Origin of the sequence: Falsiroseomonas tokyonensis, assembly GCF_019024325.1 — a bacterium.
GTDB classification, from domain to species: domain Bacteria; phylum Pseudomonadota; class Alphaproteobacteria; order Acetobacterales; family Acetobacteraceae; genus Falsiroseomonas; species Falsiroseomonas tokyonensis.
Window position 1 is genome coordinate 499,553 of record NZ_JAFNJS010000003.1, and the last position, 26,469, is coordinate 526,021.

At 70.2% G+C, this 26,469-nt stretch carries 24 protein-coding genes; 12 read left to right on the top strand and 12 right to left on the bottom strand.

The annotated features are described in order from the left end of the window. Positions 1-279: 279 nt before the first annotated feature. The 6 genes from J3S20_RS12920 to J3S20_RS12945 all read right to left on the bottom strand — a co-directional run bounded on the left by J3S20_RS12920 (position 280) and on the right by J3S20_RS12945 (position 8,460). Positions 280-3,051: a hybrid sensor histidine kinase/response regulator gene (locus tag J3S20_RS12920; RefSeq protein ID WP_216836880.1), complete on the bottom strand. Its 2,772-nt coding sequence runs from the start codon at positions 3,049-3,051 to the stop codon at positions 280-282. Then, a complete protein-coding gene (locus J3S20_RS12925; protein WP_216836881.1) occupies positions 3,048-3,329 on the bottom strand; it encodes a circadian clock KaiB family protein in 282 nt (93 codons plus the stop codon). Before J3S20_RS12925 ends, J3S20_RS12920 begins: the two co-directional genes overlap by 4 nt. Next, positions 3,322-5,022, bottom strand: coding sequence for a circadian clock protein KaiC (gene kaiC, locus J3S20_RS12930; protein ID WP_216836882.1), 1,701 nt, complete (start codon positions 5,020-5,022; stop codon positions 3,322-3,324). The genes J3S20_RS12925 and kaiC overlap by 8 nt, the downstream gene beginning before the upstream one ends. Positions 5,023-5,184: 162 nt before the next feature. Then, entirely contained in the window at positions 5,185-6,063 is an 879-nt protein-coding gene (locus J3S20_RS12935) for a response regulator transcription factor (protein WP_216836883.1), read from the bottom strand. A 194-nt stretch (positions 6,064-6,257) separates the two neighbouring features. Next, positions 6,258-6,953, bottom strand: coding sequence for an HD-GYP domain-containing protein (locus tag J3S20_RS12940; protein WP_216836884.1), 696 nt, complete (start codon positions 6,951-6,953; stop codon positions 6,258-6,260). Positions 6,954-7,056: 103 nt separating this feature from the next. Further along, positions 7,057-8,460, bottom strand: a complete 1,404-nt coding sequence (locus tag J3S20_RS12945; RefSeq protein ID WP_216836885.1) for an ATP-binding protein — start codon at positions 8,458-8,460, stop codon at positions 7,057-7,059. Between the two features lie 357 nt (positions 8,461-8,817). Here J3S20_RS12945 and J3S20_RS12950 point away from each other — a divergent pair, with 357 nt between their 5' ends. Then, complete coding sequence (locus J3S20_RS12950) at positions 8,818-10,038, top strand: glycosyl hydrolase family 8 (RefSeq protein ID WP_216836886.1); 1,221 nt, start codon at positions 8,818-8,820, stop codon at positions 10,036-10,038. Positions 10,039-10,202: 164 nt separating this feature from the next. On the opposite strand, the gene J3S20_RS12955 is transcribed toward J3S20_RS12950, so the two are convergent. The 5 genes from J3S20_RS12955 to J3S20_RS12975 form a co-directional block, all read right to left on the bottom strand. Beyond that, positions 10,203-10,577: a phage tail fiber protein gene (locus J3S20_RS12955; RefSeq protein WP_216836887.1), complete on the bottom strand. Its 375-nt coding sequence runs from the start codon at positions 10,575-10,577 to the stop codon at positions 10,203-10,205. A gap of 37 nt (positions 10,578-10,614) precedes the next feature. Beyond that, on the bottom strand, positions 10,615-10,884 hold the full coding sequence (locus J3S20_RS12960; RefSeq protein ID WP_216836888.1) for a hypothetical protein: 270 nt from the start codon (positions 10,882-10,884) through the stop codon (positions 10,615-10,617). 22 nt (positions 10,885-10,906) lie between these two features. Continuing rightward, entirely contained in the window at positions 10,907-12,166 is a 1,260-nt protein-coding gene (locus tag J3S20_RS12965; protein WP_216836889.1) for a phage head spike fiber domain-containing protein, read from the bottom strand. Further along, positions 12,166-14,523, bottom strand: a complete 2,358-nt coding sequence (locus J3S20_RS12970; protein WP_216836890.1) for a glycosyl hydrolase family 28-related protein — start codon at positions 14,521-14,523, stop codon at positions 12,166-12,168. Before J3S20_RS12970 ends, J3S20_RS12965 begins: the two co-directional genes overlap by 1 nt. A gap of 80 nt (positions 14,524-14,603) precedes the next feature. Continuing rightward, positions 14,604-15,254 (bottom strand): hypothetical protein, encoded by a 651-nt coding sequence (locus J3S20_RS12975; protein ID WP_216836891.1) that lies wholly within the window; start codon positions 15,252-15,254, stop codon positions 14,604-14,606. Between the two features lie 408 nt (positions 15,255-15,662). On the opposite strand from J3S20_RS12975, the gene J3S20_RS12980 reads away from it, so the two are divergent. The 10 genes from J3S20_RS12980 (at position 15,663) to J3S20_RS13025 (ending at position 24,509) form a co-directional block, all read left to right on the top strand. Further along, positions 15,663-16,769 carry a polyamine ABC transporter substrate-binding protein gene (locus tag J3S20_RS12980; RefSeq protein WP_216836892.1) on the top strand — a complete coding sequence of 369 codons (1,107 nt, stop codon included), beginning with the start codon at positions 15,663-15,665 and terminating at the stop codon, positions 16,767-16,769. Then, entirely contained in the window at positions 16,766-17,941 is a 1,176-nt protein-coding gene (locus J3S20_RS12985; protein ID WP_216836893.1) for an ABC transporter ATP-binding protein, read from the top strand. Before J3S20_RS12980 ends, J3S20_RS12985 begins: the two co-directional genes overlap by 4 nt. After that, positions 17,938-18,810 (top strand): ABC transporter permease subunit, encoded by an 873-nt coding sequence (locus J3S20_RS12990; RefSeq protein ID WP_216836894.1) that lies wholly within the window; start codon positions 17,938-17,940, stop codon positions 18,808-18,810. The genes J3S20_RS12985 and J3S20_RS12990 overlap by 4 nt, the downstream gene beginning before the upstream one ends. Next, a complete protein-coding gene (locus J3S20_RS12995) occupies positions 18,807-19,595 on the top strand; it encodes an ABC transporter permease subunit (protein ID WP_216836895.1) in 789 nt (262 codons plus the stop codon). The genes J3S20_RS12990 and J3S20_RS12995 overlap by 4 nt, the downstream gene beginning before the upstream one ends. A gap of 46 nt (positions 19,596-19,641) precedes the next feature. Continuing rightward, entirely contained in the window at positions 19,642-19,998 is a 357-nt protein-coding gene (locus J3S20_RS13000; RefSeq protein WP_216836896.1) for a hypothetical protein, read from the top strand. A gap of 115 nt (positions 19,999-20,113) precedes the next feature. Then, on the top strand, positions 20,114-21,316 hold the full coding sequence (locus J3S20_RS13005; protein ID WP_216836897.1) for a pyridoxal phosphate-dependent aminotransferase: 1,203 nt from the start codon (positions 20,114-20,116) through the stop codon (positions 21,314-21,316). Further along, entirely contained in the window at positions 21,313-21,747 is a 435-nt protein-coding gene (locus J3S20_RS13010; RefSeq protein WP_216836898.1) for a GNAT family N-acetyltransferase, read from the top strand. Before J3S20_RS13005 ends, J3S20_RS13010 begins: the two co-directional genes overlap by 4 nt. Before the next feature lie 55 nt (positions 21,748-21,802). Beyond that, positions 21,803-23,005: a pyridoxal phosphate-dependent aminotransferase gene (locus J3S20_RS13015; protein WP_216836899.1), complete on the top strand. Its 1,203-nt coding sequence runs from the start codon at positions 21,803-21,805 to the stop codon at positions 23,003-23,005. Further along, on the top strand, positions 23,005-23,994 hold the full coding sequence (locus tag J3S20_RS13020; protein WP_216836900.1) for a GNAT family N-acetyltransferase: 990 nt from the start codon (positions 23,005-23,007) through the stop codon (positions 23,992-23,994). The genes J3S20_RS13015 and J3S20_RS13020 overlap by 1 nt, the downstream gene beginning before the upstream one ends. After that, the gene (locus tag J3S20_RS13025) at positions 23,994-24,509 is read left to right on the top strand and encodes a DinB family protein (RefSeq protein ID WP_216836901.1); all 516 of its coding nucleotides are present in this window, start codon (positions 23,994-23,996) and stop codon (positions 24,507-24,509) included. The genes J3S20_RS13020 and J3S20_RS13025 overlap by 1 nt, the downstream gene beginning before the upstream one ends. Before the next feature lie 113 nt (positions 24,510-24,622). Here J3S20_RS13025 and J3S20_RS13030 read toward each other — a convergent pair whose 3' ends face one another. Then, positions 24,623-25,501, bottom strand: a complete 879-nt coding sequence (locus J3S20_RS13030) for an alpha/beta fold hydrolase (RefSeq protein ID WP_216836902.1) — start codon at positions 25,499-25,501, stop codon at positions 24,623-24,625. A 71-nt stretch (positions 25,502-25,572) separates the two neighbouring features. Between J3S20_RS13030 and J3S20_RS13035 the strand changes: the two genes are divergently transcribed. Then, entirely contained in the window at positions 25,573-26,469 is an 897-nt protein-coding gene (locus tag J3S20_RS13035; protein WP_216836903.1) for an NAD(P)-dependent oxidoreductase, read from the top strand.

Below are 26,469 nucleotides of genomic sequence, written 5' to 3' on the forward strand. Positions count from 1 at the left end.
TGGCCAGTGCGCGGGGTCTAGAGAAAAAAAGTTCGTGAAAACAGCACCTTAGATTAATGCGCCAGTTCGCAAATTTGAGGCTAGGCACAACAGACGCCAAAGTAATTGGCTAAAAACTCTAATCCTAGATACTGTTCACGTTCGCGTGTCTAGATGTAGTAGCGCAATCGAGGGATAAATTATCACAAGTAAAAAACAAATAACGGTATCCTTGGTAAGGGAGAGGTCAAGAGTTCAATCCTCTTCAGCAGCACCAGCCGCGGCGCCCTTCCCCAGCCATCACTGCGCCGTATCCAGCGCCTCTCGCACCTTTTCCGCCAGCTGGTGGCGGCGATAGGGTTTTGAGAGCAGCGGCAGCGGCGCCGCCTTGGTGGGGTCGGGTAGCCGTTCATTGTAGCCGCTGGTCAGCAGCACCCGCAGGCCGGGCCGCAGCTGCCGCGCCAGCGTCGCCAGCTGCGGGCCGCTGTGGCCGCCCGGCATGACGATATCGGTGAAAAGCAGGTCGAAGTCCGGATCGACGCGCAGGATGCGCAGCGCCTCCGCCGCATCCGCCGCCTCGGTCACCTGGTAGCCGAGGTCGCGCAGCAGCCCGCCGGCATGGTCGCGCACCTGGCCGTCATCCTCCACCACCAGCACGCGTTCGCGCCCGCCGCGCGGGCCGCCGGGCTTGCGCTGCGGCTCCGGCGGCGTGGCGGGGCCATGGGCGCGGGGCAGGTACATGCGCACCCGCGTGCCGCCCGCCGGCTGCGAATGGATGGTGACATGGCCGCCGGACTGCTTGAGGAAGCCATAGACCATGCTGAGGCCGAGCCCGCTGCCCTGGCCCACCTCCTTGGTGGTGAAGAAGGGTTCGAAGGCGCGGGCCAGGATCTCGGGCCGCATGCCGGTGCCGCTGTCGCTGACCTGCACCATCACATAGTCGCCCGGCATCAACTCGCCCTCATCCCGCGCGTAATCGGCATCGAGGCGCGCATTCGCCGTCTCGATGGTCAGCTGCCCGCCATCCGGCATGGCATCGCGCGCATTGATGCAGAGGTTCAGCACGGCGGTTTCCAGCTGCGGTGCGTCGATCATCGCCACATGCAGGTCCGCCGCCGTTCGGATGACGATCCGCACCTGCTCGCCCAGCGTGCGTTCCAGCATCTGCGCCAGGCCCGACAGCAGCGCGTTCACGTCCACCGGCCGCGGGTCCAGCGCCTGGCGGCGGGAGAAGGCGAGCAGGCGGCTGGTCAGCGATGCGGCACGGCCGGCGGCGGCCATGCTCATCTCGGCCATCTGGTGCAGCTCGCTGCCGGGCTCCAGCCCGTCCACCATCATCTCCGTATTGCCGAGGATGACGGTTAGCAGGTTGTTGAAGTCGTGCGCCACGCCGCCGGTCAGCTGGCCCACCGCCTCCAGCCGCTGCGACTGGCGCAGCTTCTGCTCCAGCTCCAGCCGCTGGGTCACGTCGGTATGCACGCTGAGGATGGCGCCCGGCGCCCCATCCTCCTGCCGCACCAGGGTCCAGGACGCGTCGACCACCAGCGCATGGCCCGCGCGGTGGCGATGCTGCTGGTGGCCGGTCCAGCTGCCGGCCTCGAGCACCGCCTCCACCGCCTTGTCCAGCGTTTCGGGCGCGCCGCCGAGCGCGAGGGACAGGGACTTGCCCACCACCTCCTCCGCCCGCCAGCCATACAGGCGCTGCGCGCCGCGGTTCCAGTAGCGGATGCGCCGGTCGGCGCCGTGGACGATGATGGCGTCCTGGACCTGTTCCAGCAGCGCGGCCTGTTGTTCCAGCTGCGTCTGGTAGCGCCGGCGTTCCGTGATCTCGCGCTCCACCGCGACGAAATGCGTCACCAGCCCGCAGGCGTCGCGCATCGGCACGATTTCGATCTCGATCCAGAATTCCTCGCCCGACTTCGTGTAGTTCAGCAGCTCCGCCTTCACCGGATCGCCGGCTTCCAGCGCGGCGCGGATGCGGTCGAGCTCGCTGCGGCGGGTCTTCGGCCCCTGCAGCAGGCGCGGGCTGCGGCCCAGCACCTCGGCGCGGCTATAGCCGGTGCGGTGTTCGAAGGCGTCGTTGACGAATACGATGCGCGGCCCCGGCTCCGCCAGCGGCCCGGCTTCCGTGATCAGCACGATGTGGTTGAGCTGGGCGATGCAGACTTCCAGCAGCCGCTGCCATTCCGCGCGCCTGCGGCGTTCGGTGATGTCGTGCAGTACCACGGTCAGGCCCTCGGCCGCCGGATAGGCGCGCATCTCGAGCCAGAGGCCGCCGCCCGGCAGCGCCGCCTCGCAGCCCTGCAGCGACCTCTGCGCGGCCGCCGCGCCAAGCGTGCGCCCGAAGGGATCGGCGGGGCCGAAGCCCGGAAGTGCTGCGATCGGCGTGCCGGCCAGCGTGGCGGCGGGCAGGCCGAAGACCAGCCCGGCGCGGTCGTTCACATGCGTGAAGTGGCCGGCCGCATCCAGCGTGAAGAAGGCATCGGTGATGCTGGCGATGGTCGCGGCCAGGCGCGCGGTCAGCTGCTGGTTCGCCGCCTCCGCCGCCTTGCGGCCGGAAACATCCTCGACGATCGCGACGAGCCCCTGCAGGGCGCCGGCGGGATCCTGCAGGGCGGAGACGCTGACGCGGGTCCAGACATGCGCGCCGGCGGCGGTCAGGAAGCGCTTTTCGGTGACGAAGCCCTGCCGCAGGCCCAGCTTCACCTCCCGCACCAGCGCGTCGCAGTCGGTGGAATGCGCAGGGTCCTCCAGCTCCGCGAGGTCGCGGCCCAGCAGCGCCTCCGCCGGTTGGCCCAGCATGGCGCAGAAGGCGGGATTGGCCTCGCGGATCCGGTTTTCCTCGTCGGTGCTGACGATGCCGACGGCGGCATTGCGGAAGATGCCCTGCAACGTGCCGGCGACGCGCAGCATATTCTCCTGCGCCACCGGCAGCAGGTGCCGCTGGCCGGAGGAATCGATCAGCGCATCCACCTGACCGCCGGTCAGCTCCACCAGCCGCTGCTGCGTGGATTGCAGCGTGCCGATCAGCTCCAGCAGCTCCGGCTGCCGCGCTTCGTCCTGCAGCGTCATGTCAGGTCCGGCGCCAGGGCGGCCAGCAGCGCCGTCCGGTCGCCGAGGTCGCCCACCACGGCCCGCGCGCCGCGCTCCGACAGGATCAGCAGCTGCGGTGTCATCAGGATGCCGTCGGCCAGGGCGCGCTGCGGCTGTTCGAAGACATCCACTGTCTCAATCACCCAGGCGGAGGCAGGGCCCTCCGCGCGCAGCCGTGCCAGATTGGCCAGCGCCTTGCGCGAATTGGGGCTCGATCCGGCGATGTAGAGCCGCAACCGCGGCGCCGCATCAGGCATCGGCGATCTCCTTCGGGTCATCGGCCATGCGCCGATGGCCAAGCTCCGAGCGGGTGCGGAGCGTGTCGGCGCTGCGCAGCTGGCCGGACTGGCGCAGCGCGGCGGCCTCAGCCTGCTTCAGCTCCAGCTGCCGGCGCAGCAAGGCGAGCCGCCCTTCGATTTCCGCTGCCTCCGCTTCCAGCTTCAGCCGCTGCAGCTCGGCCTCCGCCGCCTCGGCCTTGGCCCGCTGGCGGTCCTCATTCTCCCGCGCCCAGCGCAGGGTGCCCATCAGCACCTCGCCATCCGAGGTATAGACGTCCTGCAGCGTGACGCCCTGCCGCGTCAGCAGCAATTCGCGCACCTGGCTGGAATGGCCGGTCCCGCGCGACTTGATGATGGTGAGGGCGCGGTTGCGCTCCCCGGCGCGCACCACGTAGCTGAGATGCAGCCAGGTATCGGCGATGGTCGAGACCTGCAGCGGCGTGCCTTCCTGCTCCGGATTCGCATGGCTGATCAGGCTGGTGCAGAGCAGCGTCATGTTGCTGGCCTTGGCCCAGTCGATCAGCCGTTCCGCCACGCCGTGGGAGAAGTCGACATTGCCGTCCTGCGACAGCGCGGAGAGCGGGTCGATGATCAGGCAGCGCGTGCCATGCGCCAGCGCCTCCGCCTTCAGCCACATCAGATGCGCTTCGGCGCTGCCGTGGATGGAGCGGGCCGCGAGGATGCGCAAGTGGCCGCTGGCGATGTGCGGGGCGAGGTGGATGGCGACGGAGGCGAGGTTGCGGATGATCTCGTCGCCGTGCGAATCGAAGCTGACCAGCAGCGTCTGCTCTCCGCGCCGGCAGGCGGCATCGGCGAAGCTGCCGCAGAGCGTTGTCTTGGCGGTGCCCGGCGCGCCGCTGATCAGCACGCTGGCGCCGCGGTGGTAGCCGCCCTCCAGCATCGCATCCAGCCGCGCGACACCCGTGCTGATGCGTTCCTGCGTCACCTCGCTGCCCAGATCGCGCTGGCGGCCGGTGAAGGCGACCTCGATGCCGCCGGCTCCGATCAGCAGCGGCGCCTGGTTCTCGGCAAAGGCGGAGCCGCGGTACTTCAGCACGCGCAGGCTGCGCTGCGAGACGCCCGCCACCACCTGGTGCCGCAGCAGGATGGCGCAGTCGACCATGAACTGCAGGAAGCTGCGCAAGGGCGCGTGCTGCGGCCCGGCCTCGCCCTCCTCCGTCTTGGCGGTGAGGATGGCGGTGAGCTGGCGCGCCAGCAGCCAGCGATGCAGCCGGTACAATTCGCGCCGGCGCATCGTATCGTCCGGCAGCAGGGCCAGGACGACGTCGATCGAATCGAAGACGATGCGCCGCGCGCCGGTTTCCTGCACCAGGGCGCCGACCGCCGCCAGCAGCCCGCCGAGGTCGAAGCTGCCGATCTGCACCAGGTCGGGGCTGGGCTGCGCATCGAGGAAGAAGGTGGCGCGCTGCCAGTCCCCGCCATTGGCCCAGGCGAAGCCGCTGCAATTCTCGCGGATGCGGGCCGGCTCCTCCTCGAAGGCCACGAAGATGGCGGGCGCGCCGTCTTCGGCCACGCCATGCGCCAGGGTCTGCAGCGCGAGCAAGGTCTTGCCGGCGCCCGGACCGCCTTCGATCAGCGTCACGCGGCCGGAAGGCAGGCCCCCGCGGGTGATCTCGTCGAGACCCGCAATGCCAGTCGGCGCCTTGCCCATACCGCTCCGCTCCTCCCCTTCCCGCTGATCCGCGGCGCGCCGACGGGCGCTGGCCGCAGGATCATACTCGCCTCGCGCCACGACGATCCTGGGGCGCGAGCAGCACTCGAAAATTCTCGCTGCGCGGGAATAATGCCGCGAAGGGGCGCGGCAAGAAAGAACCTACCAGACCAGCCGGTAGCCCTTGCCGCGTAGTGCCGTGATGGTGATCCGGCCGGCGGAAGCAGCGAGGAGCTTATGCCGCAGGTTGGAAGCCAGCTGGTCCACCCCACGCTGTTCCGGCAGCAGGCGGCGGCCGAGCACGCGGCGCGAGATCAGCTCGCGATCCGCCATGTTCTCCGGCTCCGTCAGCAGCAGGGTGAGAAGGCCGGCCTCGCCGCCGGTCAGGCGGATCTCCTTCCCGTCCACGCCGATCATGAGGAAGCGGGAGGGCTGCAGCCGGGTCCCCTCGATGCACCAGGAACTCGGCTCCGCCACGGCAAGGGCCATCGCGGCCTCGGCGGCGCCCGAGGGCAGCGCGCGGGCGGCGGGCGGGGCTTCAAGGGCATAGCCGGGCCGCTGCGGCAGGCCGCCGGCGGGCTCCAGCAGGCTGGCCTGCGGCGCGGCCAGCGGCAGGGGGCGTGGCGAGGTCGCATCCAGCCGGCGGTTCAGCGCGCGCAGCCGGGCCACCATCTCGCGCAGCGAGAAGGGCTTGGTCAGGTAGTCATCGGCACCCACCTCCAGGCCGATGATGCGGTCCACCTCCTCGCCGCGCCCGCTGACCACGATGATCCCGAGGTCGCCGCTGGCCGCGGCCTCGCGCACGAAGGCGATGCCATTGCCGTCGGGCAGGCCGAGATCGGCGACGATCAGGCGGGGGTGATCCTCATGCAGCCGCTTGCGGGCCTCGGCCAGGCTGCCCGCGGTGACGGTGGCCCAGCCTTCGCGCGCCAAGGCGCTGCAGATGGTGGCGGCGACCGCGGCATCATCCTCCAGCACCAGAACCAGGCTTTGCGCCAGTGGCGGGCCCAGCGGGGCGGCGACCAGCGGGATGGCGACCATATGCAGATCCCATGCTAATCACGATTAATTCAACACGCTTAACCTACAGTGAAAAGAAGCGACGTGTCCACACGCAAAGGGCGAGCTCACGCATATCCCTAGCAGTGGGGCCTTGTGGCACCGGCTGCGACGACTTGTTCGGATTGAGGAGGTTGCCGGTTTACGTGACAGCGCGAAGATCGAAATCGCGCGTTTCAGCCGGCGCAGATATCCTCCGCGGGGCGCGGCTTGCTGCCCAGGCTGGCGATCAGGATATCCGCCGCCTCCGGGTCGAATTGCGTGCCGCGGCAGGCGGCCACTTCCGCCAGCGCCCCCTGGCCGTCGCGCGGGTTGCGATAGGCGCGGCCTGGCTCGATCATGGCGACGAAGGCGTCCGCCACCGCCACCGCGCGCGTCAAGGGATGCAGGCTGCTGGAGCGAACGCCGCTCGGGTAGCCGCCACCCTCCCAGCGCTCATGGTGGTCGCGCGCCGCGGCCACCACCACGGGCGGAAAGCCCAGGCGGCGCAGCACCTGCGCGCCGGTCTCCGGATGCCGCCGCACCAGCTCCAGCTCCGTCGGATCAAGCTTCCGGTCTGAACCGAGGATGCTCGCGGGGATGAAGAGCTTGCCGATGTCGTGCAGGGCGCCGCCGACCAGAAGCGGCTCGGGGTCGCCCAGCCGTTCCGGCGCATGCCGCCACATGGTGATCAGCACGCGGGCGACGCGGATCGAATGGTCGGCGCTGGCGCCATGGTGGCGCCGCAGCTGGCCGAGCAGCGCCAGGGTCGGGTCGATCTGCGTCGTCGAGGTCAGCAGGCTGCGGGCGTCCAGCGCGAAGGGATCGCGCAGCTCATCGGGGAAGCTGCGCGGCGATCCGCCATCCATCCGTCCGGTCCAGTCCAGGGTCATCGCATGATTCGCCGTCGGTGGGGTGGATGCAGGGAGGGATCCCGTGCGGGGATGCCGGGATCCGGCGAGGGTTCGGCACCGCCCGGCGGCGGAAGGGCGCGGCTCATGGCTGCAGCGCCTGGCGCAGCGCCTCGGCCAGCTCGCCGCGGCGGAAGGGCTTGGAGAGTAGGCGGATGCCGCGCTCCTGCGTCGCCTCGCCGGCATCCGGCCGCGCCGTATAGCCCGAGATCAGCAGCGCCGGCAGGCCTGGCAGCATGGCGCGCGCGGCCTCCACCAGCCTCCCGCCATCCAGGCCGCCGGGCAGCACCACGTCGCTCAGCAGCAGGTCCGGCCGCAATCCGTCGCGCAGCGCTTCCAGCGCTTCGGCGGCGGAGGCGGTGGTCGTCACGCCAAGGCCAAGATGCCGCAGCATGGCGGCGATGCCGGCGCGGCTGGCTGCGTCATCCTCCACCAGCAGCACCTCCCGGCGCCGCGTCCCGGCCGCCTCCGCGATGCGGGGGGCGGCGGGCAGGTCCAGCAGCGCGCATGTCCCCTGGCCGGCCCCGGAGTCCAGGCTCAGGCTGCCGCCATTGGCGCGGGCAAAGCCATAGACGGTGGACAGGCCGAGGCCGACGCCCCAGCCCTCCGCCTGGTCGGTAACGAAGGGCTCCAGGCAGCGCTCGGCCAGGTCCGGCGGCAGGCCGCGCCCGGTATCGGCCACCGTCAGGCGCAGCATGTCTGCCTCCGGCGCCGCTTCCGCCGCCAGGCGCAGCGTGCCGCCCTGGGTCATGGCGCGAAGCGCGTTCAGGCAAAGTTCCTGCAGCGCCGCCTCCAGCGCCGCGGGATCTGCCAGCACTGGCGGCGCCCCGGGGGGCACTGCCACCTCCACCCGACAGTTCGGGGCCAGCAGGCGCTGCCGTGCCGCCAGGCGCTCCAGCAGCGGGGACAGCTCGACGCGGCTGGCCTGTGGCGGGGTGCGGCGGGCGAATTGCAGCACGCGGGCGGTCAGGCCCGCGCCGCGCTCAACGCTCTCGATCATCAGCCGTGCGGCCTCGGCCAGCTCCGGGCGATCGACCAGCGCCTCGGCGAGGAATTCGGCATTGCCCAGCGAGACGGTCAGCACGTTGTTGAAGTCATGCGCCAGCCGCAGGCCGAGCCGTGCAGCGGCCTCCAACCGTTCCTCCCGCAGGCGGGGGGCGAGATCGGCCGTCAGATCGCGGATCCGCAGCTCCAGCGCCTCGGGCGCCTCGGCGGGGCCGAGAAGGTCCGCGGCCAGGGCATAGTCGCGGCCGAGCCCCGTGTGGCGGAACAGGAACAGGCGCTCGCCGGCACCGGCGAAAAGGCCGGTGATCTGCGCCTGCAGCGGGCCGTCCTGCAGCTCCGGCAGCATCTCCCACAGCGGCACCCCATGGGGGGAGCCAAGGGGGGTGCCATGGGGGGCATCATGGGGGACAGAAAGGGCCGCGGTGAGGACCGGGGCGTCGGCCGGCAGGTCCAGCATGCGTGCGGCCGCGCCATCCATAGCCATGATCCGGCCCTGCCGGTCCAGCCGGAACATCCCTGCCGATGGCCTGCCTGAAACGCCTGCTTCCATCGTCGCATCCTGCCACCGGGCGCTGTCGCGCGGGCGCCGGTAAGGGTAAGGAAAGGTCATCCGGCCGCAGCGTCCCCGCCTGGTGTCGTGCGCGCGGGCCGAGCGCACGCGAGGCCATGCCGCCTCTGCCCGCCGGCACATGACGGACCATCCGGTTGCATGGGTCGGCGCGGCACAACCTACAGTTCGCGAGGCGCGCCGCCTACAACTTCCTACAAAAGCTGGATGGTCTCGCTTGGAAGCGGAACGTTAACCATGGACCCAGTCGAAACATCGGAAGGGACCTTGGGGATGATGCACAGCATTTCGCCGAAGCCGGCCCTTCAGGCCGCGGATCGGGGGCGCCTGGGGCGGCGCCAGCTGTTGGCGGTTGGACTCGGCGCCGGGCTTGGGACCTGCCTGGCGGGCCTGCCGCGCCCCGCGGCCGCCGCGGCGGTGATCGGGGACTGGCTGGATTTCCGCCGGCGCTACCTGGATGCCGATGGCCGCGTGCGCGACACGGGCAATGGCGGGATCTCGCATTCGGAGGGGCAGGGCGCGGGCCTGCTTTTCGCCGTGCGCTTTGACGATCGGCCGAGCTTCGAGCGCATCCTGGCCTGGACCCGCGCCGTGCTGCGGCGGCCGGACGACCAGCTTCTGGCCTGGGCCTATCGCCCCGGCGCGCCGATCCCGGTGCCCGACATGAACAATGCCAGCGATGGCGACCTGCTGGTGGCCTGGGCGCTGGCCGAGGCGGCGGATCGCTGGGGGCGGCCTGATTATCGTGCCCTGGCCACCGAGATGGCGCGCGACCTGCTGCGCCGGGTGGTGCTGCAGCAGGGCGATACCACGCTGCTGCTGCCGGGGGCGGAGGGCTTCCTGAAGCCCGATCATGTGGTGGTGAACCCGAGCTACTATATCACCCCCGCCCTCCGTGCCCTGGCGCGGCTGCAGCCGGCGCCGCAGTGGCGGGAGCTGGAGGAGGATGGCCTGGCGCTGCTGGACCAGGCGCGCTTCGGCCGCTGGCGGCTGCCGGCCGATTGGGTGGCGGTGTCCCGCGGCTCGGCGCGGCCGACCCCGGCCCAGGGCTGGCCGGCGCGCTTCTCCTATGACGCCATGCGGGTGCCGCTGAACCTCGCCTGGGGCGGCCATGCGCAGGCCCCGGCGCTGCGCGCCGCGGTGGATTTCTGGCTGGACCCGGCGCATGCGGCGCCGCCCGCCTGGGTCGATCTGCGCAGCCACGCCATGGCGCCCTATCCGGGTGATTCCGGCCAGCGCGCCATCCTCCAGCTTGCCAGCGCCACCATCGCCGGGCGTGGGCGGCCGGAGGCGCTGCCGAGCGTGGCAGAGGCCACCGCCTATTACCCGGCGCTGCTGACACTGCAGGCGCGCATCGCCTGGGCCGAGCGCGGCCTGACGGAAGGCGCCTGCGGGTCCGGCGCCATGCTGATGACCCAGGCGCCGAGCGCCGAGGCGGGGCGTGGCGGCTGGCTGCGCAGCATCTGGCCGGCGGCCTTGCGCATCGGCGGCTGAAGCACGATCCGGCAGGACAGGACCGCTGCTGTCGGATGTCCTGTGTTGGAAACGATCGTTGCCAGCGCAGGGGATCCGTCGAACGGGACGGATCGGGCCCTGGCGGCAAGGTGGGCGCAGCCCCGGCCCGGGCGGGATGCCATCCGGGCCGGGGCACTGCGCAACTATTGCGGCGTCACGGTCAGGGCATTGCCCGTCAGCGTCACGGTGCCGGGGCCGGCCACCGTCACCGGCGTGTTCAGCAGGGACCAGGTCAGCGGATTGCCGCCCGTCACCGCATCGAACAGGCCGATATGGGTCATGGTCCCCGCGGCACTGGTGAAGGTGAAGCGGATCGCCTCGACATTGCGCTGCGGGCCGGTGCCGGTGAAGGTCGCGCGCTGGCGGGCATAGCCGGTGCCAGCGGGTTCGCCGGTCAGGCCGGTGGAATCGCTGCCGCCAGTGCCGAGCGCCGCGAAGACGGCGGTCGGCAGCGTGGGCAGCCGGGCGCAGAGGGCGCGGGCCAGCAGGTTCTTGGCGTGGTCGGTGAGGTCGGTCATCCGGGAATCCTCGGGCGGGTTGGGAAAGGGGGCTCGGTCAGAAGCCGCCGAGCAGGGCGCGGAACAGCTCCGGCCCGGCGGGTGCCAGGCCGGGCGGGGTGGCGATCTCGGCATTGGCCGCGACCGCGACATAGGCGATGCCGTCGAAGGTCTGCGGGGCCGTGCCGGCGGCGGGGATGAAGCCGCCGATGCGCGGATCGGCGGCCTCGGCCGGCGCTTCCTCCGGCCCGTGCCAGCCGAGGCTGCGCAGCGCGGCCATGCTCGCCTCCGGCGGGCCCTGCCAACAGAACATGGTCCATTCGGTCATCGTCGGATCCTTGAAGGTTGCGTCACAGCGGCAGGGTGGTGCAGAGCCCGGGCAGGGCGGCGTCCGGCGCGGCGAAAGGAAGGAAGGCGAGGCTGCCGACCCGGCCGAACAGCGCCGCGGTATTGGCGGCGTTGTTGCCGATGCGCAGCGTCGTCAGCCCCGTGGTCGGGCCGCCGGTCGCCACCTGCACGGCGCCGCCTTCCAAGCTTGCGGCGATGCGCCCTCCCTCGATCGCCAGCACCGCCCGGAAAGGGGTTCCAGCGGTGATAGTGCCGAGGCTCGGGCTGTCCGCCGCCGCACCCGCCAGCACCCGCCCGGCCACCAGCCCACTGCCGGCTGCCGGGTTGCGCAGGGTGAAGCGGCTGCTGTCCGTGCCGTCGTCCAGCTGCAGCAGCATCTGGTCCGCATCCTGCGCCAGCTGCGGCAGCAGGCCCGACCAGAGCAGGGTGCAGGCACCGCCGAGCCCGAGCGAGGCCAGCGGGATGCTGGCCAGGTCCGCGCCACGGGTGCTGGCCGCGGGCGCGCCAGGGGCGGGCAGAATGGGCGTGGAGGCAAAGGCGCCTAGCTCCATCTGCGCACCTAGCACATCGAAACCGATGTCGTAGGTCTCGCCAGAGGCAATGCCGAACTGAATGGACGGCTGCACGAAAGCAATTGTCGCAGTGGTGGGTAAGGTGAAGGTGCGTTCGAAGCGGACAAGGTCGCCGGTCAGCGACAACGTCTGCGTGCTTGGCGAGGATACCACCGCGCCCCCAGCGTCTCGACAGAACAGCCGCATAGCAGCACTGAGCGGTGTGCCCGAGACCAGCCGGATAAAGGCCGAGAAGGTCCAGACCTGTTGCGACGCCGCGGCGATCTCCAGGGAGCCCCCAAGGGCTGTGGTGCTGCTAGATCCGGTCGCCGTGCCTTGGAGGCGGAGCCGTGCGCCCTGCAATCCGATTTCGCTGCGCGCCTCGACAAACGTGCGCGTCAGACCCCCGAAAATGACACTGCCCCAATGGGTCGGTAGCGTGCTGGTGCCCGGCGTGCCGCCCTCGCCACGCGGATTGCGCAGCGCATTGCTGCGCTGGCCTTCCAGCAGCAGCCGCCGCGCGGCGCCGCTGAAGCGCGGCAGGTCGGCCAGCACCTCCGCATAGGTCTGGCCATCCGTCCCCAGCACCGTGCTGCGGGAGGCGACCTGGGCGCGGGCCAGGCTGACGCCAGGGGGCAGCCCCCCCCGCATCGGCAGGTGGCGCCAGGGCGGCGCCAGCGAGCCGAGGGCGCTGAACAGGGGCGCCGACATCAAGGGGCCCCCGCACCGGCCAGCATCAGCACCTTCGTCGTGCCGCCATCCGGGCTGAAGGCGAGCAGCGTGGCCAGCCCACCGGCGCGGATCTTGGTCAGCCCGTCCGGATTGGTCGGCGTCGCGGCGGTGAAGCCCGACATGCTGAGGGCGAGATCGCTGGCACCCCGGTTCGCCACCAGGCAGGAGAAGCCGTCGCCCGTGCTCGCCCATGCGATGCTGAGCGTGGTGCCGGCATTGGCGCTGACCAGCCGCCCGTTATGGGCAGCCAGCGTCAGCGCCGTGGCGCCGGAGGTGGCGACAACCGGCAGGCGGCGGTCGGTGAACTGCGCATCGACATAGCCCTTGTTGGCCGCCTGGTTCGTCGCCGTGGGATCGGCCGGCAGCACCAGCGGGCCGGTCAGCGTCACCGTGCCGGTGGCGCTGATCCGAAAGCGCTCCGCGAGGCTGCCGCCGTTGCGGGTTTCCACCACGAAGGCGCCGGCCTCCGCGCCGGTGGTCACCGCCTCGCTGATGCCGCCGGCCCGGGCGAATTCGGTTTCCGTCCCGGCCAGGTTGCGCCCGCTGAAGGCGAGCTGCCCCAGCGCATGGCCCGCCGCCGGCGTGGTGGAACTGCGCCGCAGCGTCATCTTCATCGGCGCGGTCATGGCGGAGTCCGCGCCGAGGACGATGCCGCCATTCGGATTGGCAGCCGCATCGCCGCCGATGGTCAGCGGCGCCAGCGCCCCGGCGCCAAGGCTGAGGCGGTAACTGATGGCGCCGTCCTGGTTCTCCAGGTCGAGCTCCGCGCCCAGCGCCTCCGACCGCCGGCGCAGCAGGGCGCTGGCCTGGTCGGGGGAGGAGCCGAGCGCCTGCAGGCGGTTGCCGACCAGGGCGATGCGGGCCAGGTCCGCGCCGGTCTGCGCCTCGAAGGTGGTGGAGCGGGTGTCGGAGGCGACGACCGAGAGGCTGTCGCCGCTGCTGCCCAGATAGACGCGCGCCGCCGGCAGGTCGCAGGCGACGAGGGTGAGCCCGCCGTCGAAGACTTCCACCGCGCGGCCGCCGCCATCGCCGCCCACCATGACGCCGACGAACTGGTTGTCGCCCTGGGTGCTGGAGGTGGAGTTGACGCGGATGGCTGTGGCCTGGCTGCTGATGAAGCCGCCCACCCACTTGGTGCGGAAGGCGGAGCCCTGGATCAGCGCGCCGACGGTATTGGGATCCTTCAGCGAGAAGCTGTCGTCGACGCTGCAATTGTGCAGCTGGATCGACTGCGCGCCATCGCCCAGGTCGAAGCCGCGCTCATAGCCGTAGCAGAAGCAGTTGATGAATTCGGCGACGTCGCTGACCTCCACCCGGAAGGCGGTGCCGAGGCGGCGGTTGTTCCAGACGGAGAGGGAGCCGCTGCCGGCCCAGCTGCCGGAGAAGCTGGAGCCCTGCAGGTCGATGCGCGTGCTGTCGATGACGGTCACGGTGAAGCGCCCATTGGCAGGCGGCACGCCGCCGATGCCGAAGGTGTTCACCAGGTCGCCGGTGACCAGCCCATGCGCAGTGGTGGTGGTGATGCGGACCGCGCCCGACCCGTTGTTCGCAACGGCCGCGAGGGCGCGCTGGTAGAGCGAGATGCCGCCGATATTGCCGGTCAGGAAGGGCCAGAAGTGCACATCGTGGATGCGGCTGATGTCGCGGGTATTGCTGAGGTAGATGCCGTTGCGATTGTCGCCGCGCAGCCGCCGCACGTTCAGGCGTTGGTTGTTGTCGGAACGGATCGCGAGGTCGAAGCCGAGGATCAGCAGGTCCTCGATCAGCGCATCGTGGTGGCCGCCGGATGCGCCGCCCACGGTGATGGCGGTGCCCGCCATGTCGTTGCGCAGGTTTACGGCAGCGCGCAGCGAAGCGGGCGGCGCGCCCAGCCCGTCGCGGATCAGCGTCAGCGCACGCAGCGTGCTGGCGCGCAGCACCTGGATGGTGCGGGCGGAGGAAAGCAGCAGCGTGCCCGGGATATTGCGGTAGTCGGCCGAGACGCGCTGCCCGCCGGGAAAGGCGCCCGGGCCCTCGAGGCAGACATTCTCCTTCAGCACGATGTCGGAGCCGGTAACGCGATAGCGGCGCGGGCCAAGGCGGACCAGGCCGCCGCCCGCCGCGGCGGCGGCATCGATCGCCGCCTGGATGGCGGCGGCATCATCCGTCGTGCCATTGCCGACGGCGCCGAAGTCGCGGACATGGAACATGCGCTCGGCATGCACGCCCGCGGTGATCTGGGCGAAGGTGGCGCGGCGCGTCACGGCCGCCGCGCCGCTGCCCTGCACGATGGGCGCGATATCGGCGGCGGCGAGCGCCGTGGCAGCCGGCAGGTCTGAGATCTTGGCGTCGGCCATGGTGTTTTCGGTTCCGGATCGGGTGCGGGGAAGGGCGGGGGCGCGTCACGCCTCGGGCGTGCCGACGAGGGCGCCGGCGGTCAGACCAGCAGGCGGCTGCCATCCTCGATCAGCAGCGTGCCGCCGGCCTGCAGCAGCAGGCCGAATGGCAGGGTGACGCTGAAGGCGGGGGAGACGGCGGCCACCGCGGAATCGCCGGTGGAGACAACGCGCAGGCGGTAGCCGGTGCCCGGCGCCGGCGCCGGCAGGCTGGCGCTGGCACTGCCGGCCGTGACCGTGGCCAGCGTCGGGCCGCGCACCGTGGTGCCCATGGCGTCGCTGATGCTGAAGGCCACCTGGGTGACCGGGCCGGCGAGCGTGGCCGAGGCTTCCACCGTGCCGTTGGAGAGGATGCCCGCGGCCAGCGGGCCCAGGATCACGGTCATCGCCACCGCCGTCGCGGTCTGCGCCACCGAGAAGACCTGCACCGCGCGGACCTGCACGCGGAAGGGCGCCGCGGCGCTGTCCAGCACCAGGCCGGCGGCCACCACATCCCCCACCCGGACCGGCAGGAAGGAGACCGAATCGGAGGCGATCAGCACGATGATGTCGCCGGTCTCGAGCCGCGCCGCGGCAGGCTCGAAATAGCCCGGCGTCAGCGCGTCGGCGCGGCTGTCGGTGGTGCGGTACAGCCACATGGTGAAGCCGCTGTTGTTCACCAGCGGCACCAGGGCCGTGTTGTTGAAGGGCATGGAAGGGCCTCCGTTCGGACGCGCGTCGGGGCAGGGCGCGCGCGTCGGCGCGCCCCGGGGCGAGGGGATGGCGGGAAGACAAAAAGCCTGGGTCCAAAGGCGCGGCGCGGCGGGTCCGGCTGGCCGGTCGGGCCGGCCGGTCCGGGCCGCTGCAGGGCAGCGCGGGGGATGAAGCTGGGCGCAACTCGCCCCTTGGTGGCCTGCTGACTACAGGCAGGCCCAGAACAAGTCAAGAACAAATTCCTGCGGCCTGGGTATTTCGGCCTTTCGCTCCGCGGCGCCGCCCGGCCCGGCCAGGCCGCCCCTTCACGCCAGGCGCAGAAAAGCGGTTAGGACTCTATCGGAGCGTGTTCCCCGCCGCGCAAAACGCCCTAGCATCGCGCCGCTTCACGAAGCGGGAGATTCCTGATGCTGCGTCGCCTCGCCCTGCTGGCAGCCCCCCTCGCTGCCCTGCTCGTCACCCTGCCGGCGCCCGAGGCGCGGGCGCAGGAGCGGGTGGTGAATGTCTTCAACTGGAACGACTATATCGACCCTTACATGGTCCAGCGCTTCACGCGGGAAACGGGCATCCGCGTCCGCTACGACATCTATGACAGCCTGGAGACGCTGGAGGGCCGGCTTTCCGCCGGCCGGTCGGGCTACGACATCATCGTGCCGACCAGCGAGCCCACCTTCTCCCGCCTCGCCCGCGCCGGCGGGCTGCTGCCGCTCGATCGGTCCAAGATCCCGAACCTGGCCAATCTCGACCCCGCCCTGCAGGCGCAGGTCGCATCCTCCGACCCCGAAAACCGCTTCGGCGCGCTGTATCTCTGGGGCAGCATCGGGCTCGGCGTGAATACGGCGCGCATCCAGGCGCTGGCGCCCGATGCGCCGATGGACAGCCTGCGCCTGATCTTCGACCCGGCGCATGCGCGGCGCATCGCGCGCTGCGGCATCAGCATGATGGACAGCGCATCCGACGTGATCCCGACCGTGCTGCGCTACCTGGGCCGCGATCCGAACAGCACCGATGCCGGCGACCTGCGGGAGGTGGAGCGCACGCTGCTGGCAGTGCGGCCCTTCATCCGCAACTTCTCCACCGGCGGCACGATCGAGGCCCTGGCCAGCGGCCAGGCCTGCCTCGCCTTCGCCTATTCGGGCGATGCCATCCAGGCCAGCGTGCGGGCGCGGGAAGCCAACCAGGGTGTCGCCGTGAGCTATGTGGCGCCGGTCGAGGGCGCGCAGCTGTGGTTCGACCTGCTGGCGATCCCGGCGGATGCGCCGAACCCGGACAATGCGCATGCCTTCATCAATTTCCTGCTGCAGCCGGATGTGATGGCGTCCATCACCAACCATGTGCGCTACCCGAATGGCGTGCCGGCCAGCCGCGCCTCCGTGGCGCCCGATGTCGCGGCCGATCCGGCCGTCTTCCCGCCGGAATCCATGCGGCCGCGTTTCTTCACCATCGGCCCCGTGGCCCAGGCTGCGGAGCGCGCCCGCAACCGTGTCTGGGCCCGCTTCAAGGCGGGACGATGAGTCCTTCCGAGCGGCCCTTTGGGCCGACGAGCCTGGCAGAGAAACCCGGCGCCGCCGAGCCCTGGCGGGACCCTTCGGCAGAGCCCTTCCTGCGCATCGAGAAGGTCACGAAGCGCTTCGGCGACTTCGTGGCGCTCGATGAGGTGAGCCTGCCGATCTATCGCGGCGAGCTTTTCGCGCTGCTCGGCGGCTCGGGCTCCGGCAAGTCCACGCTGCTGCGCTGCCTGGCGGGGTTCCTGGAGCCCGATGCCGGGCGCATCGTGCTGGATGGGCAGGACATGGCCGGCGTCGCGCCCTATGCGCGGCCGGTGAACATGATGTTCCAGTCCTATGCGCTGTTTCCGCATATGACGGTGGCCCAGAACATCGGTTTTGGATTGAAGCAGGAGGGTGCTGCGAAACCCGTCATCACCGCGCGCGTGGCGGAGATGCTGGCCATGGTGAAGATGGAGGGATTTGGTGATCGCAAGCCCGCCGCGCTTTCGGGTGGCCAGCGCGCCCGCGTAGCCTTGGCGCGCGCGCTTGCAAAACGTCCAAAACTGCTGCTGCTGGACGAGCCGCTTTCGGCGCTGGACAAGAACCTGCGCGAGGCCACGCAGTTCGAATTGATCAACATCCAGGAGCGCACCGGCACCACCTTCGTCATCGTGACGCATGACCAGGAGGAGGCGATGACCATGGCGACCCGCCTGGCCGTGATGGATCGCGGCACGCTGGCGCAGGTGGGCACGCCGTCGGAGGTCTATGAATTCCCCAACAGCCGCTTCACCGCCGAATTCCTGGGCACCGCCAATATCCTGGAGGGCGTGGTGGAAGGCGTGGAGGCGGAGGGCGTACGGATAGGAAGTTCGGAACTCGACTTCGACATCCTGGCTGAGCCCGCCGCCAGCAAGCCGCTCGGCAGCCGTGTCTTCGTCGCCTTGCGGCCGGAGCGCATGCGGATCGAGCGCACGGCGCCGGGAAGCGCGCCGGGCGACAACCGCCTGGTCGGGCGGGTGCGCGACATCGGCTATTACGGCGACTTCTTCGTCTATCACGTGGTGCTGGAGAACGGGAAGGAAGTGCGCGTCAGCCAGCCGAACCTGCGTCGCCGCACGGAACGCCCGGTGGATTGGGAGGACACCGTCGCCGTCACCTGGGACCGCCAGGCCAGCATGGTGCTGCCCGAATGAGGCCGGCGACGCGCCGGCGCCTGGTCCTCGCGCTGCCCTGGGCCTGGATGGCGCTGTTCTTCGTGGTGCCCTTCGCCTTCGTGCTGACCATCGCCTTCGCCGAGCCGAGCGAGGGCCTGCCGCCCTATGCGCCGCTGCTGCGCTGGTCCGGCGAGGCAACCGCCGTGCTGCAGCTGAACCTCGCCAATTTCCAGCTGCTGCTCGACGACCCCTATTACCTCGAGGCCTATCTGCGCAGCCTGCGCGTGGCCGCGGTCTCCGCCACGATCTGTCTCCTCATCGGCTATCCCATGGCGCTGGCCATCGCGCGCGCGCCGGAGCATCGGCGGAACCTGCTGCTGATGCTGGTGATCCTGCCCTTCTGGACCAGCTTCCTGCTGCGCGTCACCGCCTGGATCGGCATCCTGCAGGACCAGGGCTGGCTGAACGGCCTGCTGCTGTCGCTCGGCCTGATCGCGGAGCCGATTCCGCTGCTCTACACCGATGCGGCCATGTATCTCGGCATCACCTATTGCTACCTGCCCTTCATGGTGCTGCCGCTCTATGCCACGCTGTCGAAGCTCGATCCCGCCCTGCTGGAAGCGGCGCAGGATCTGGGCGCGCGGCCCTTGCGCGCCTTCCTGCAGGTGACGCTGCCGCTGTCGCTGCCCGGAATCGTTGCAGGATTTCTTCTGGTCTTCATCCCGGCGGTGGGCGAGTTCGTGATCCCCGAATTGCTGGGCGGGCCGGGCGCGCAGTTGATCGGGCGCGTCTTGTGGACGGAATTCTTCCAGAACCGCGACTGGCCGCTGGCCTCGGCGCTGGCCATCGTGCTGCTTGCGGCGCTGGTCGCGCCGATCGCGCTGTTTCAGTGGCGGGCGGGACGATGAGGGGGATCGGCCGCCTCGCCATCCCGCTCGGGCTTGGCTTCGCCTTCCTCTATCTACCGATCCTGCTGATGGTGGTCTTTTCCTTCAACGACAGCCGCATGGTCACCACCTTCACCGGCTTCTCTTTGCGCTGGTACGACAGCCTGTGGCGGAACGAGGTGCTGATGACGGCGCTCGGCCTGTCGCTGCGCATCGCCGCCATCTCCGCCACCATGGCGACCATCCTGGGCGTGCTGGCGGGCTTCGCCCTGGCGCGCTTCGGGCGGTTCCGCGGCCGCGCCGGCTTCGGCGCCGTGATGGCGGCGCCGCTGGTGATGCCGGAGGTGATCACCGGCCTGTCGCTTCTGCTGCTGTTCGTGGCGATGGAATCCGTCTTCGGCTTCCCCGCGGGCCGCGGCGCCAGCACCATCGCCATCGCGCATGCCACCTTCGGCGCGGCCTTCGTTGCCGTGGTGGTGCAGTCCCGGCTCGCGGATTTCGACCTGAGCCTGGAGGAGGCGGCGATGGACCTCGGCGCCCGGCCCTGGAAGGTTTTTGGCGTCATCACCCTGCCGTTGATCGCGCCGGGCATCGCGGCGGGCTGGCTGCTGGCCTTCACCCTGTCGCTGGACGACCTGGTGATCGCCAGCTTCGTCTCCGGCCCCGGCGCCTCCACCCTGCCGATGGTGATCTTCTCCACCGTCCGGCTGGGGCTGACGCCGGAATTGTATGCGTTGGCGACGGTGCTGGTGGCGGTGGTCGGCCTGGTCCTGGCGGTGGCTCTGCGGCTGGTCCGCCGCCGGTAGTCGCCGCCGCCATGGATTCACCATCAGGCGGCGCCAGATTGCGGCCATGCGTCCCCTGATCCTGCTGCTGCTATTCCTGCTCTCCGCCTGTGCCGAACGCTGGGCCCGGCCCGGCACCTCCGAGGCCGAGGCGGATGCCATGAACGCGGCCTGCGGCGATGCGGCGCAGCTGGCCGTGCCGCCGGTGATGGTCTGGCAGCAGGTGGCGCCGGCCCGGGTGGAGCGGGAGCGCAATTGCTGGCGGGATGGCGACCGGGAGCGCTGCCGGGTGACCGAGCGCTTCCGCCCGCCCCGCTACGACATGGTCGATGTGGCGGCCCGCGCCCGGGACCAGCACCGCACCGCCTGCATGCGGGAGAAAGGCTTCGTCTTCCAGGGCTACCGGCCACTCCGCCTGGAATAGGCCCCGGCTCTGTTGCAAATGCGGGTCCGCGGCGGTGGACGTGCCCCGCCCCGGGGTTTAGGAAAAGCCGCGCCGCCCCGGCCCGGGGGCCGGGCAGGGACGCCGGAAAACGCACATGAACCTCATCGCCGACCGCCTCAACCGCATCTCGCCCTCGCAGACCATTGCCATGACCGGCAAGGCGCGCGCGCTGAAGGCCGCGGGCAAGGACATCATCTCCCTCTCGGTCGGCGAGCCGGATTTCGAGACGCCGCGCAACGTCAAGGACGCCGCCATCGCCGCCATCGAGCGGGGCGAGACGCGGTATACCGATGTGGCGGGCACCATCGAACTCCGCCGCGCCATTTGCGAGAAGTTCAAGCGCGATAGCGGCATCGACTACAAGCCGGAGGAGATCCTGGTCGCCACCGGCGGCAAGCAGGTGATCTTCGACGCCCTGGTCGCCACCATCAATGCGGGCGACGAGGCCATCATCCCCGCCCCCTGCTGGGTCTCCTACCCGGACATCGTGGCCCTGGCCGAGGGCACGCCCGTCATCGTCCCCTGCGGCCCGAACCAGGGTTTCCGCATGACCGGGGAGCAGCTGGAAGCGGCGATCACGCCCAAGACCAAGTGGCTGATCCTGAACAACCCCTGCAATCCGACCGGGGCGGGCTATAGCGCCGCCCAGCTCAAGGAGCTGACGGACGTCCTGCTGCGCCACCCGGATGTCTGGATCTTCTCCGACGATATCTACGAGAAGCTGGCCTATGACGGCATGAAGCCGGCGACCATCGTGGAGGTGGAGCCGCGGCTGAAGGACCGCACCGTCACCATGAACGGTTGCTCCAAGGCCTATGCCATGACCGGCTGGCGCATCGGCTTCGCCGGCGCGCCGATCCAGCTGATCAAGGCCATGGACAAGCTGCAGAGCCAGTCCACCTCCAACACCAGCTCCATCAGCCAGGCCGCGGCCATCGAGGCGCTGACCGGCCCGCAGGACAGCGTCGAGGAGATGCGCAAGGCCTTCGAGCGCCGCCGCAACCTGGTGGTCGGCATGCTGAACAAGGCCGAAGGTATGCGCTGCCCGACGCCGGAAGGCGCCTTCTACGTCTTCCCGGACGTGCGCGGCTGCCTCGGCAAGACCAGCGCCGGCGGCACGAAGATCGACAGCGACGAGGCCTTCGTGCTGGCGCTGCTGGAGGAGAAGGGCGTCGCCGCCGTGCACGGTGCAGCCTTCATGTTCCCCGGCCATATCCGCATCAGCTATGCGACGGACGATGCGACGCTGACCGAAGCCTGCACCCGCATCCAGGACTTCTGCGCCGGCCTGAAGTGATCTTCGTCTTCCGCCCCGCCACCAGGGCGGATTTCGAGGCGCTGCTGGATCTCTCGGTCCGCGTCATGCGGCCGCATCTGGAGCGCGTCGGCCGCTGGGACCCGGCGCGCCGCCGCGCCCGCATGGAAGCCGCCTTCGCCGGCGGTGGCCTGCAGGTGATCGAGCACGAGGGGCATCCGATCGGTTGCATCGGGCTGGAGCCGAGGGCGGAGGCCGTCGAGCTGCACAGCCTGTATCTGGAGCCCGACCTGCAGGGCCGGGGCCTCGGCGCCACCATCGTCGCCCAGGCCCTGGCGCTTTACCCCGGCCGACGCTTCGACATCGAGGTGCTGAAGGACAGCCCCGCCCGGCGCTTCTGGGAGCGCCAGGGCTTCGGGCTGGTCGGGGAGCAGCCATTCGACTGGATCATGGCGCGCCCGCCCAGCGATTGAGCAGCAAGCGATCCGGGACTAACTTGTGCTCCTTCGCCAGGAGTCACCCGAAAAAATGCCCGCGCTTGCCAATCGCCTGAAGGATATCGAGCTCTCCGCCTCCGCCGTCATGACGGCCAAGGGCCGCGAGCTGGCCGCCAAGGGCATCAAGGTCATCAGCCTGGCGATCGGCGAGCCGGATTTCGACACCCCCCGCCACGCCATCGACGCCGCCTACCAGGCCGCGCTTTCGGGCGACACGAAATATCCGCCGCAGGACGGCACCAAGGCGCTGAAGCAGGCGGTGCAGCGCAAGTTCAAGCGCGACAACAACCTGGACTACGCCATGGACGAGATCATGGTCTCGAACGGCGGCAAGCAGGTGATCATGAACGCCCTGCTGGGCACTTGCGATCCGGGCGATGAGGTGCTGATCCCGGCGCCTTTCTGGATCTCCTATGCCGATATGGCGAAGCTTGCTACCGCCAAGCCGGTGCCGGTGACCTGCCCACAGAACAACGGCTTCAAGCTGCGGCCGGAGGATCTGGAAGCGGCGATCACGCCGAAGACCAAGTGGCTGCTCCTCAACTTCCCGAACAACCCGACCGGCGCCGCCTGCTCCCGCGCCGAGATGAAGGCGCTGGCCGAAGTCCTGCTGCGCCACCCGCATGTCTGGGTGATGACGGACGACATGTATGAGCACATGGTCTATGACGGCTTCGAATTCTGCACGATCGCGGAAGTCGAGCCCCGCCTGAAGGACCGCGTGCTGACGGTCAATGGCGTGTCCAAGACCTATGCCATGACCGGCTGGCGCGTCGGCTTCTGCGGCGGGCCGAAGAACCTGATCGCGGCGATGGTCAACATGCAGAGCCAGCTCACCAGCGGCATCAGCACGGTCGGCCAGGCGGCGGCGGTGGCGGCGCTGGACGGGCCGCAGGACCTCGTGAAGGAGCGCGCGCTGATCTACAAGCAGCGCCGCGACCTGGTGGTGGAGATGCTGAACCAGGCGCCGGGCATCCAGTGCCACAAGCCGGAAGGCGCCTTCTACGTCTTCCCGAACATCGCGGGCTGCCTCGGCAAGACCAGCAAGGGCGGGCGGAAGATCGAGACGGATACCGACTTCGCCCTCGCCTTGATCGAGGAGGCGCATGTCGCGCTGGTGCAGGGCTCGGCCTATGGCATGAGCCCCTATATCCGCATCTCCTACGCCACCGATACGGACAGCCTGCGCGAGGCCTGCACGCGCATTCAGGAGTTCTGCAAAGGCCTCTCCTGATGACGCTTCGGCCCGGCCGCGACGAGGACGCTGACGGTTTCATCGCCCTCGTCGGCGATTGCTGGGCCGAATACCCCAACTGCGTGCTCGACGTGGATGGGGAAGTGCCGGAGCTGCGCGCGCTTGCGACCTATTTTGCGGAAGCGGGCGGCGCGCTCTGGGCGGCGGAACAGGATGGCCGGATCATCGGCATGGCGGCGACGCGGCCGCTGGGCGATGACCAGGCCTGGGAGATCTGCCGCGTCTATGTCGACAAGTCCGCACGCGGCACCGGCCTCGCGCAGCGCCTGCTGACGGCAGCGGAATCGCATGCCCGCGATGCCGGCGCCGAGCGCCTGGTGCTCTGGACCGATACGCGGTTCGAGGCCGCGCATCGCTTCTACGAGAAAACCGGTTATGTGCGGCAGGGCTCCATCCGCATCCTGGACGACATCTCGAACAGCCTGGAATTCCGCTACACCAAGCCGCTGCGCGGACTGGTGGTGGAGGCGCTGGATGCCGCGGCGGCTGCGAGCGCGGAGGCGCAGCTCGCCCGCATCCTGGTGAACTGCGTCGAAGCCGGCGCCAGCGTGTCCTTCTTCCCGCCGCTCGCCCCCGCCGTGGCGCGGGACTTCTTCAAGCGCGTGTCGTCCGACGTCGCACTCAGCAAGCGCGTGCTGCTGGCGGCCTGGGTGGATGGGGTGCTGGTGGGCACGGTGCAGATCGTGCTCGACACGCCGCAGAACCAGCCGCACCGCGCCGATATCGCCAAGCTGCTGGTGGACCCCTCCGCGCGCCGTCGCGGCGTCGCGCGCGCGCTGATGCGTCGCGCCGAACAGGCTGCGCGAGGCCTCGGCCGCCGGCTGCTGGTGCTGGACACGGCGAAGGGGGAGGGGGCGGAGGGGCTGTACCGCGAGCTGGGCTGGGTCGAGATGGGCGTGATCCCCGGCTACGCCCTCTGGCCCGATGGCAGCCCCTGCGACACGGTCTTCTTCTGGAAGAATGTGTGATGGTGACGGTGGAATGGGTGCGGCTGATGGCCGCCTACAATGCCGAGATGAACCGGCGGCTCTACGGCGCGGCATCCGGCCTGACCGATGCGCAGCGGCGGGAAGACCGCGGTGCCTTCTTCGGCTCGGTGCACGGCACGCTCAGCCATCTGATGTGGGGCGATACCACCTGGATGTCCCGCTTCGCTGGCTGGGCCAAGCCCGAAGGCGGCATCAAGGACAGCCCGACCCTGTTCCCGGATTGGGACGCGATGCGCGCCGCGCGGCAGGAGTTGGATGCGCGGATCGAGGCCTGGGCGGCGGCGCTGGAGCCTGCCTGGCTGGAGGGCTCGCTCGGCTGGTTCAGCGGCGCCATGGGCCGCGACATCAGGCGGCCTCGCTGGGTGCTGGTGACGCATTTCTTCAATCACCAGGCGCATCACCGCGGCCAGGCGCATGCGCTGATCACCGGCTTCGGCGCCCACACCGGTGACACGGACCTGCCCTTCATTCTGCCGGAGTCCAGCTTCGACTGAATCGCGATCGAGCCCCCACCCCAACCCTCCCCCGCTTCGCAGGGGAGGGAGAAGCGGACCATCTCCCTCCCCCGCAAGGCGGGGGAGGGTCGGGGTGGGGGCCTGCGCCGCCCCTACCTCTCCAAGAACCCCTCAAGCGCCGAAAGCACCTCCCCCGGCGCTTCCTCCGCCAAGTAGTGCCCTGAACTCACGCTGCGCCCGCTGACCGGCCCCTTCGCATAATCCCGCCACACGGAAAGCGGCTCGTACCAGACACCGATCTTCCCCTTCTCCCCCCACAGAGCCAGCAGCGGACACTGCACCTTCTCCCCAGCCGTCCGGCTGGCCCGATCATGCTCCAGGTCGATGCTGGCGGCCGCGCGATAATCCTCGCAGATCGCCGCCACCGTGCCCGGCTGGTGCAGCGCCGCGATGTAGTCCGCGCGCGCCTCCGGCGCGAAGACATCGCCCTGCGGCCCGCGCGTGGTGTGGCCGGTGAACCAGTCCTCCACATCCCGCAGGATCATGCGCTCCGGCTTCGGATGCGGCTGGGCCAGGAAGAACCAGTGGTGGTAGCCCATGGCGAAGTCCATATTCGCCGTTTCGAAGTGATGCAGCGTCGGCACGATGTCGAGCACCGCCAGCCGCCGTACCGCCCGCGGCGCGTCCAGCGCCAGCCGATGCGCCACGCGCGCTCCGCGGTCATGCGCCACCACCTGGAATTCCGCAAAGCCGAGCCCCTGCATCAGCGCCAGCATATCCGCCGCCATCGCCCGCTTGGCATAGGCCACATGGTCCGCGCTGGGCGCCGGCTTGTCGGAGAAGCCGTAGCCGCGCAGGTCCGGGCAGATCACGGTGAAGCGCTTGGCCAATTCTGGCGCCACGCGATGCCACATCGCATGGGTCTGCGGATTGCCGTGCAGCAGCAGCAAAGGCGGACCCTCTCCGCCGCGACGCAGCCGCAGCGTCGCACCGGCGCCCTCGCGCCGCTCCTCCACGAAGCCCTCGAACATGCCTAAGACCCTCCCGCTTGACCGGCCAAGCTGACGCCCGCAGCCTTGCCGCAACAAGAGGGGGAAAGCGCATGGAAGCCAGGATCAGCCGGATCGGCTTCATCGGCATCGGGCGCATGGGCTGGCCCATGGCGCGCCGCCTGATCGAGGCGGGGTACTCGGTCGCCGTGCAGGATGCCGTGCCCGGCCGCGCCGCGGACTTCGTGCAGCGCCATGGCGGCAGCGCGCCCGAGCATGCGGCGGAGGGGGCCGAGGCCATCATCACCATGCTGCCCACGAGCCGCGAGGTCGCCGTCGTCCTCGCCGCCAGCCGCGCCGGGCTGCGCCAGGGCGCCGTAGTGATCGAGATGTCCTCCGGCGAGCCTTCCGCCACCCGCACCCTGGCGGAGGATCTGGCTGGTATCGGCGTGACGATGGTGGATGCCCCCGTCTCCGGCGGCGTCGCCCGGGCCGAGACCGGCGAGCTTGCCATCATGACCGGCGGCCCGGAAGCGGCGCTGGAACGGGTGGACCCGCTGCTGCGCGCCATGGGCACCACCATCACCCGCTGCGGCGAGATCGGCGCCGGCCAGGCGATGAAGGCGCTGAACAACCTGGTCAGCGCCGCGGGTTTTCTCGTGAGCGTCGAGGCGCTGCTGATCGGCAGCCGCTTCGGCCTGGACCCCGCCGTGATGGTGGATGTGCTGAATGCCTCGACCGGCATGAACAACAGCACCCAGCGCAAGCTCAAGCAGTTCGTGCTCTCCCGAAAGTTCGATTCCGGCTTCGGGTTGGACCTGATGGTGAAGGACCTGACCATCGCCATGCAGGTGGGGCGGGAAACCGCCACCCCCGCGCCGCTGGCCGCGCAGACCCGGGAATTGTGGGCCGCCGCCGCCGCGCTGCTCGGCCCGGGCCAGGACCATACGGCCGCGGCCCGCTTCAGCGAGGCGCTGGCCGCCGGCCAGATCTCCGAGCAGAAGGGCTGA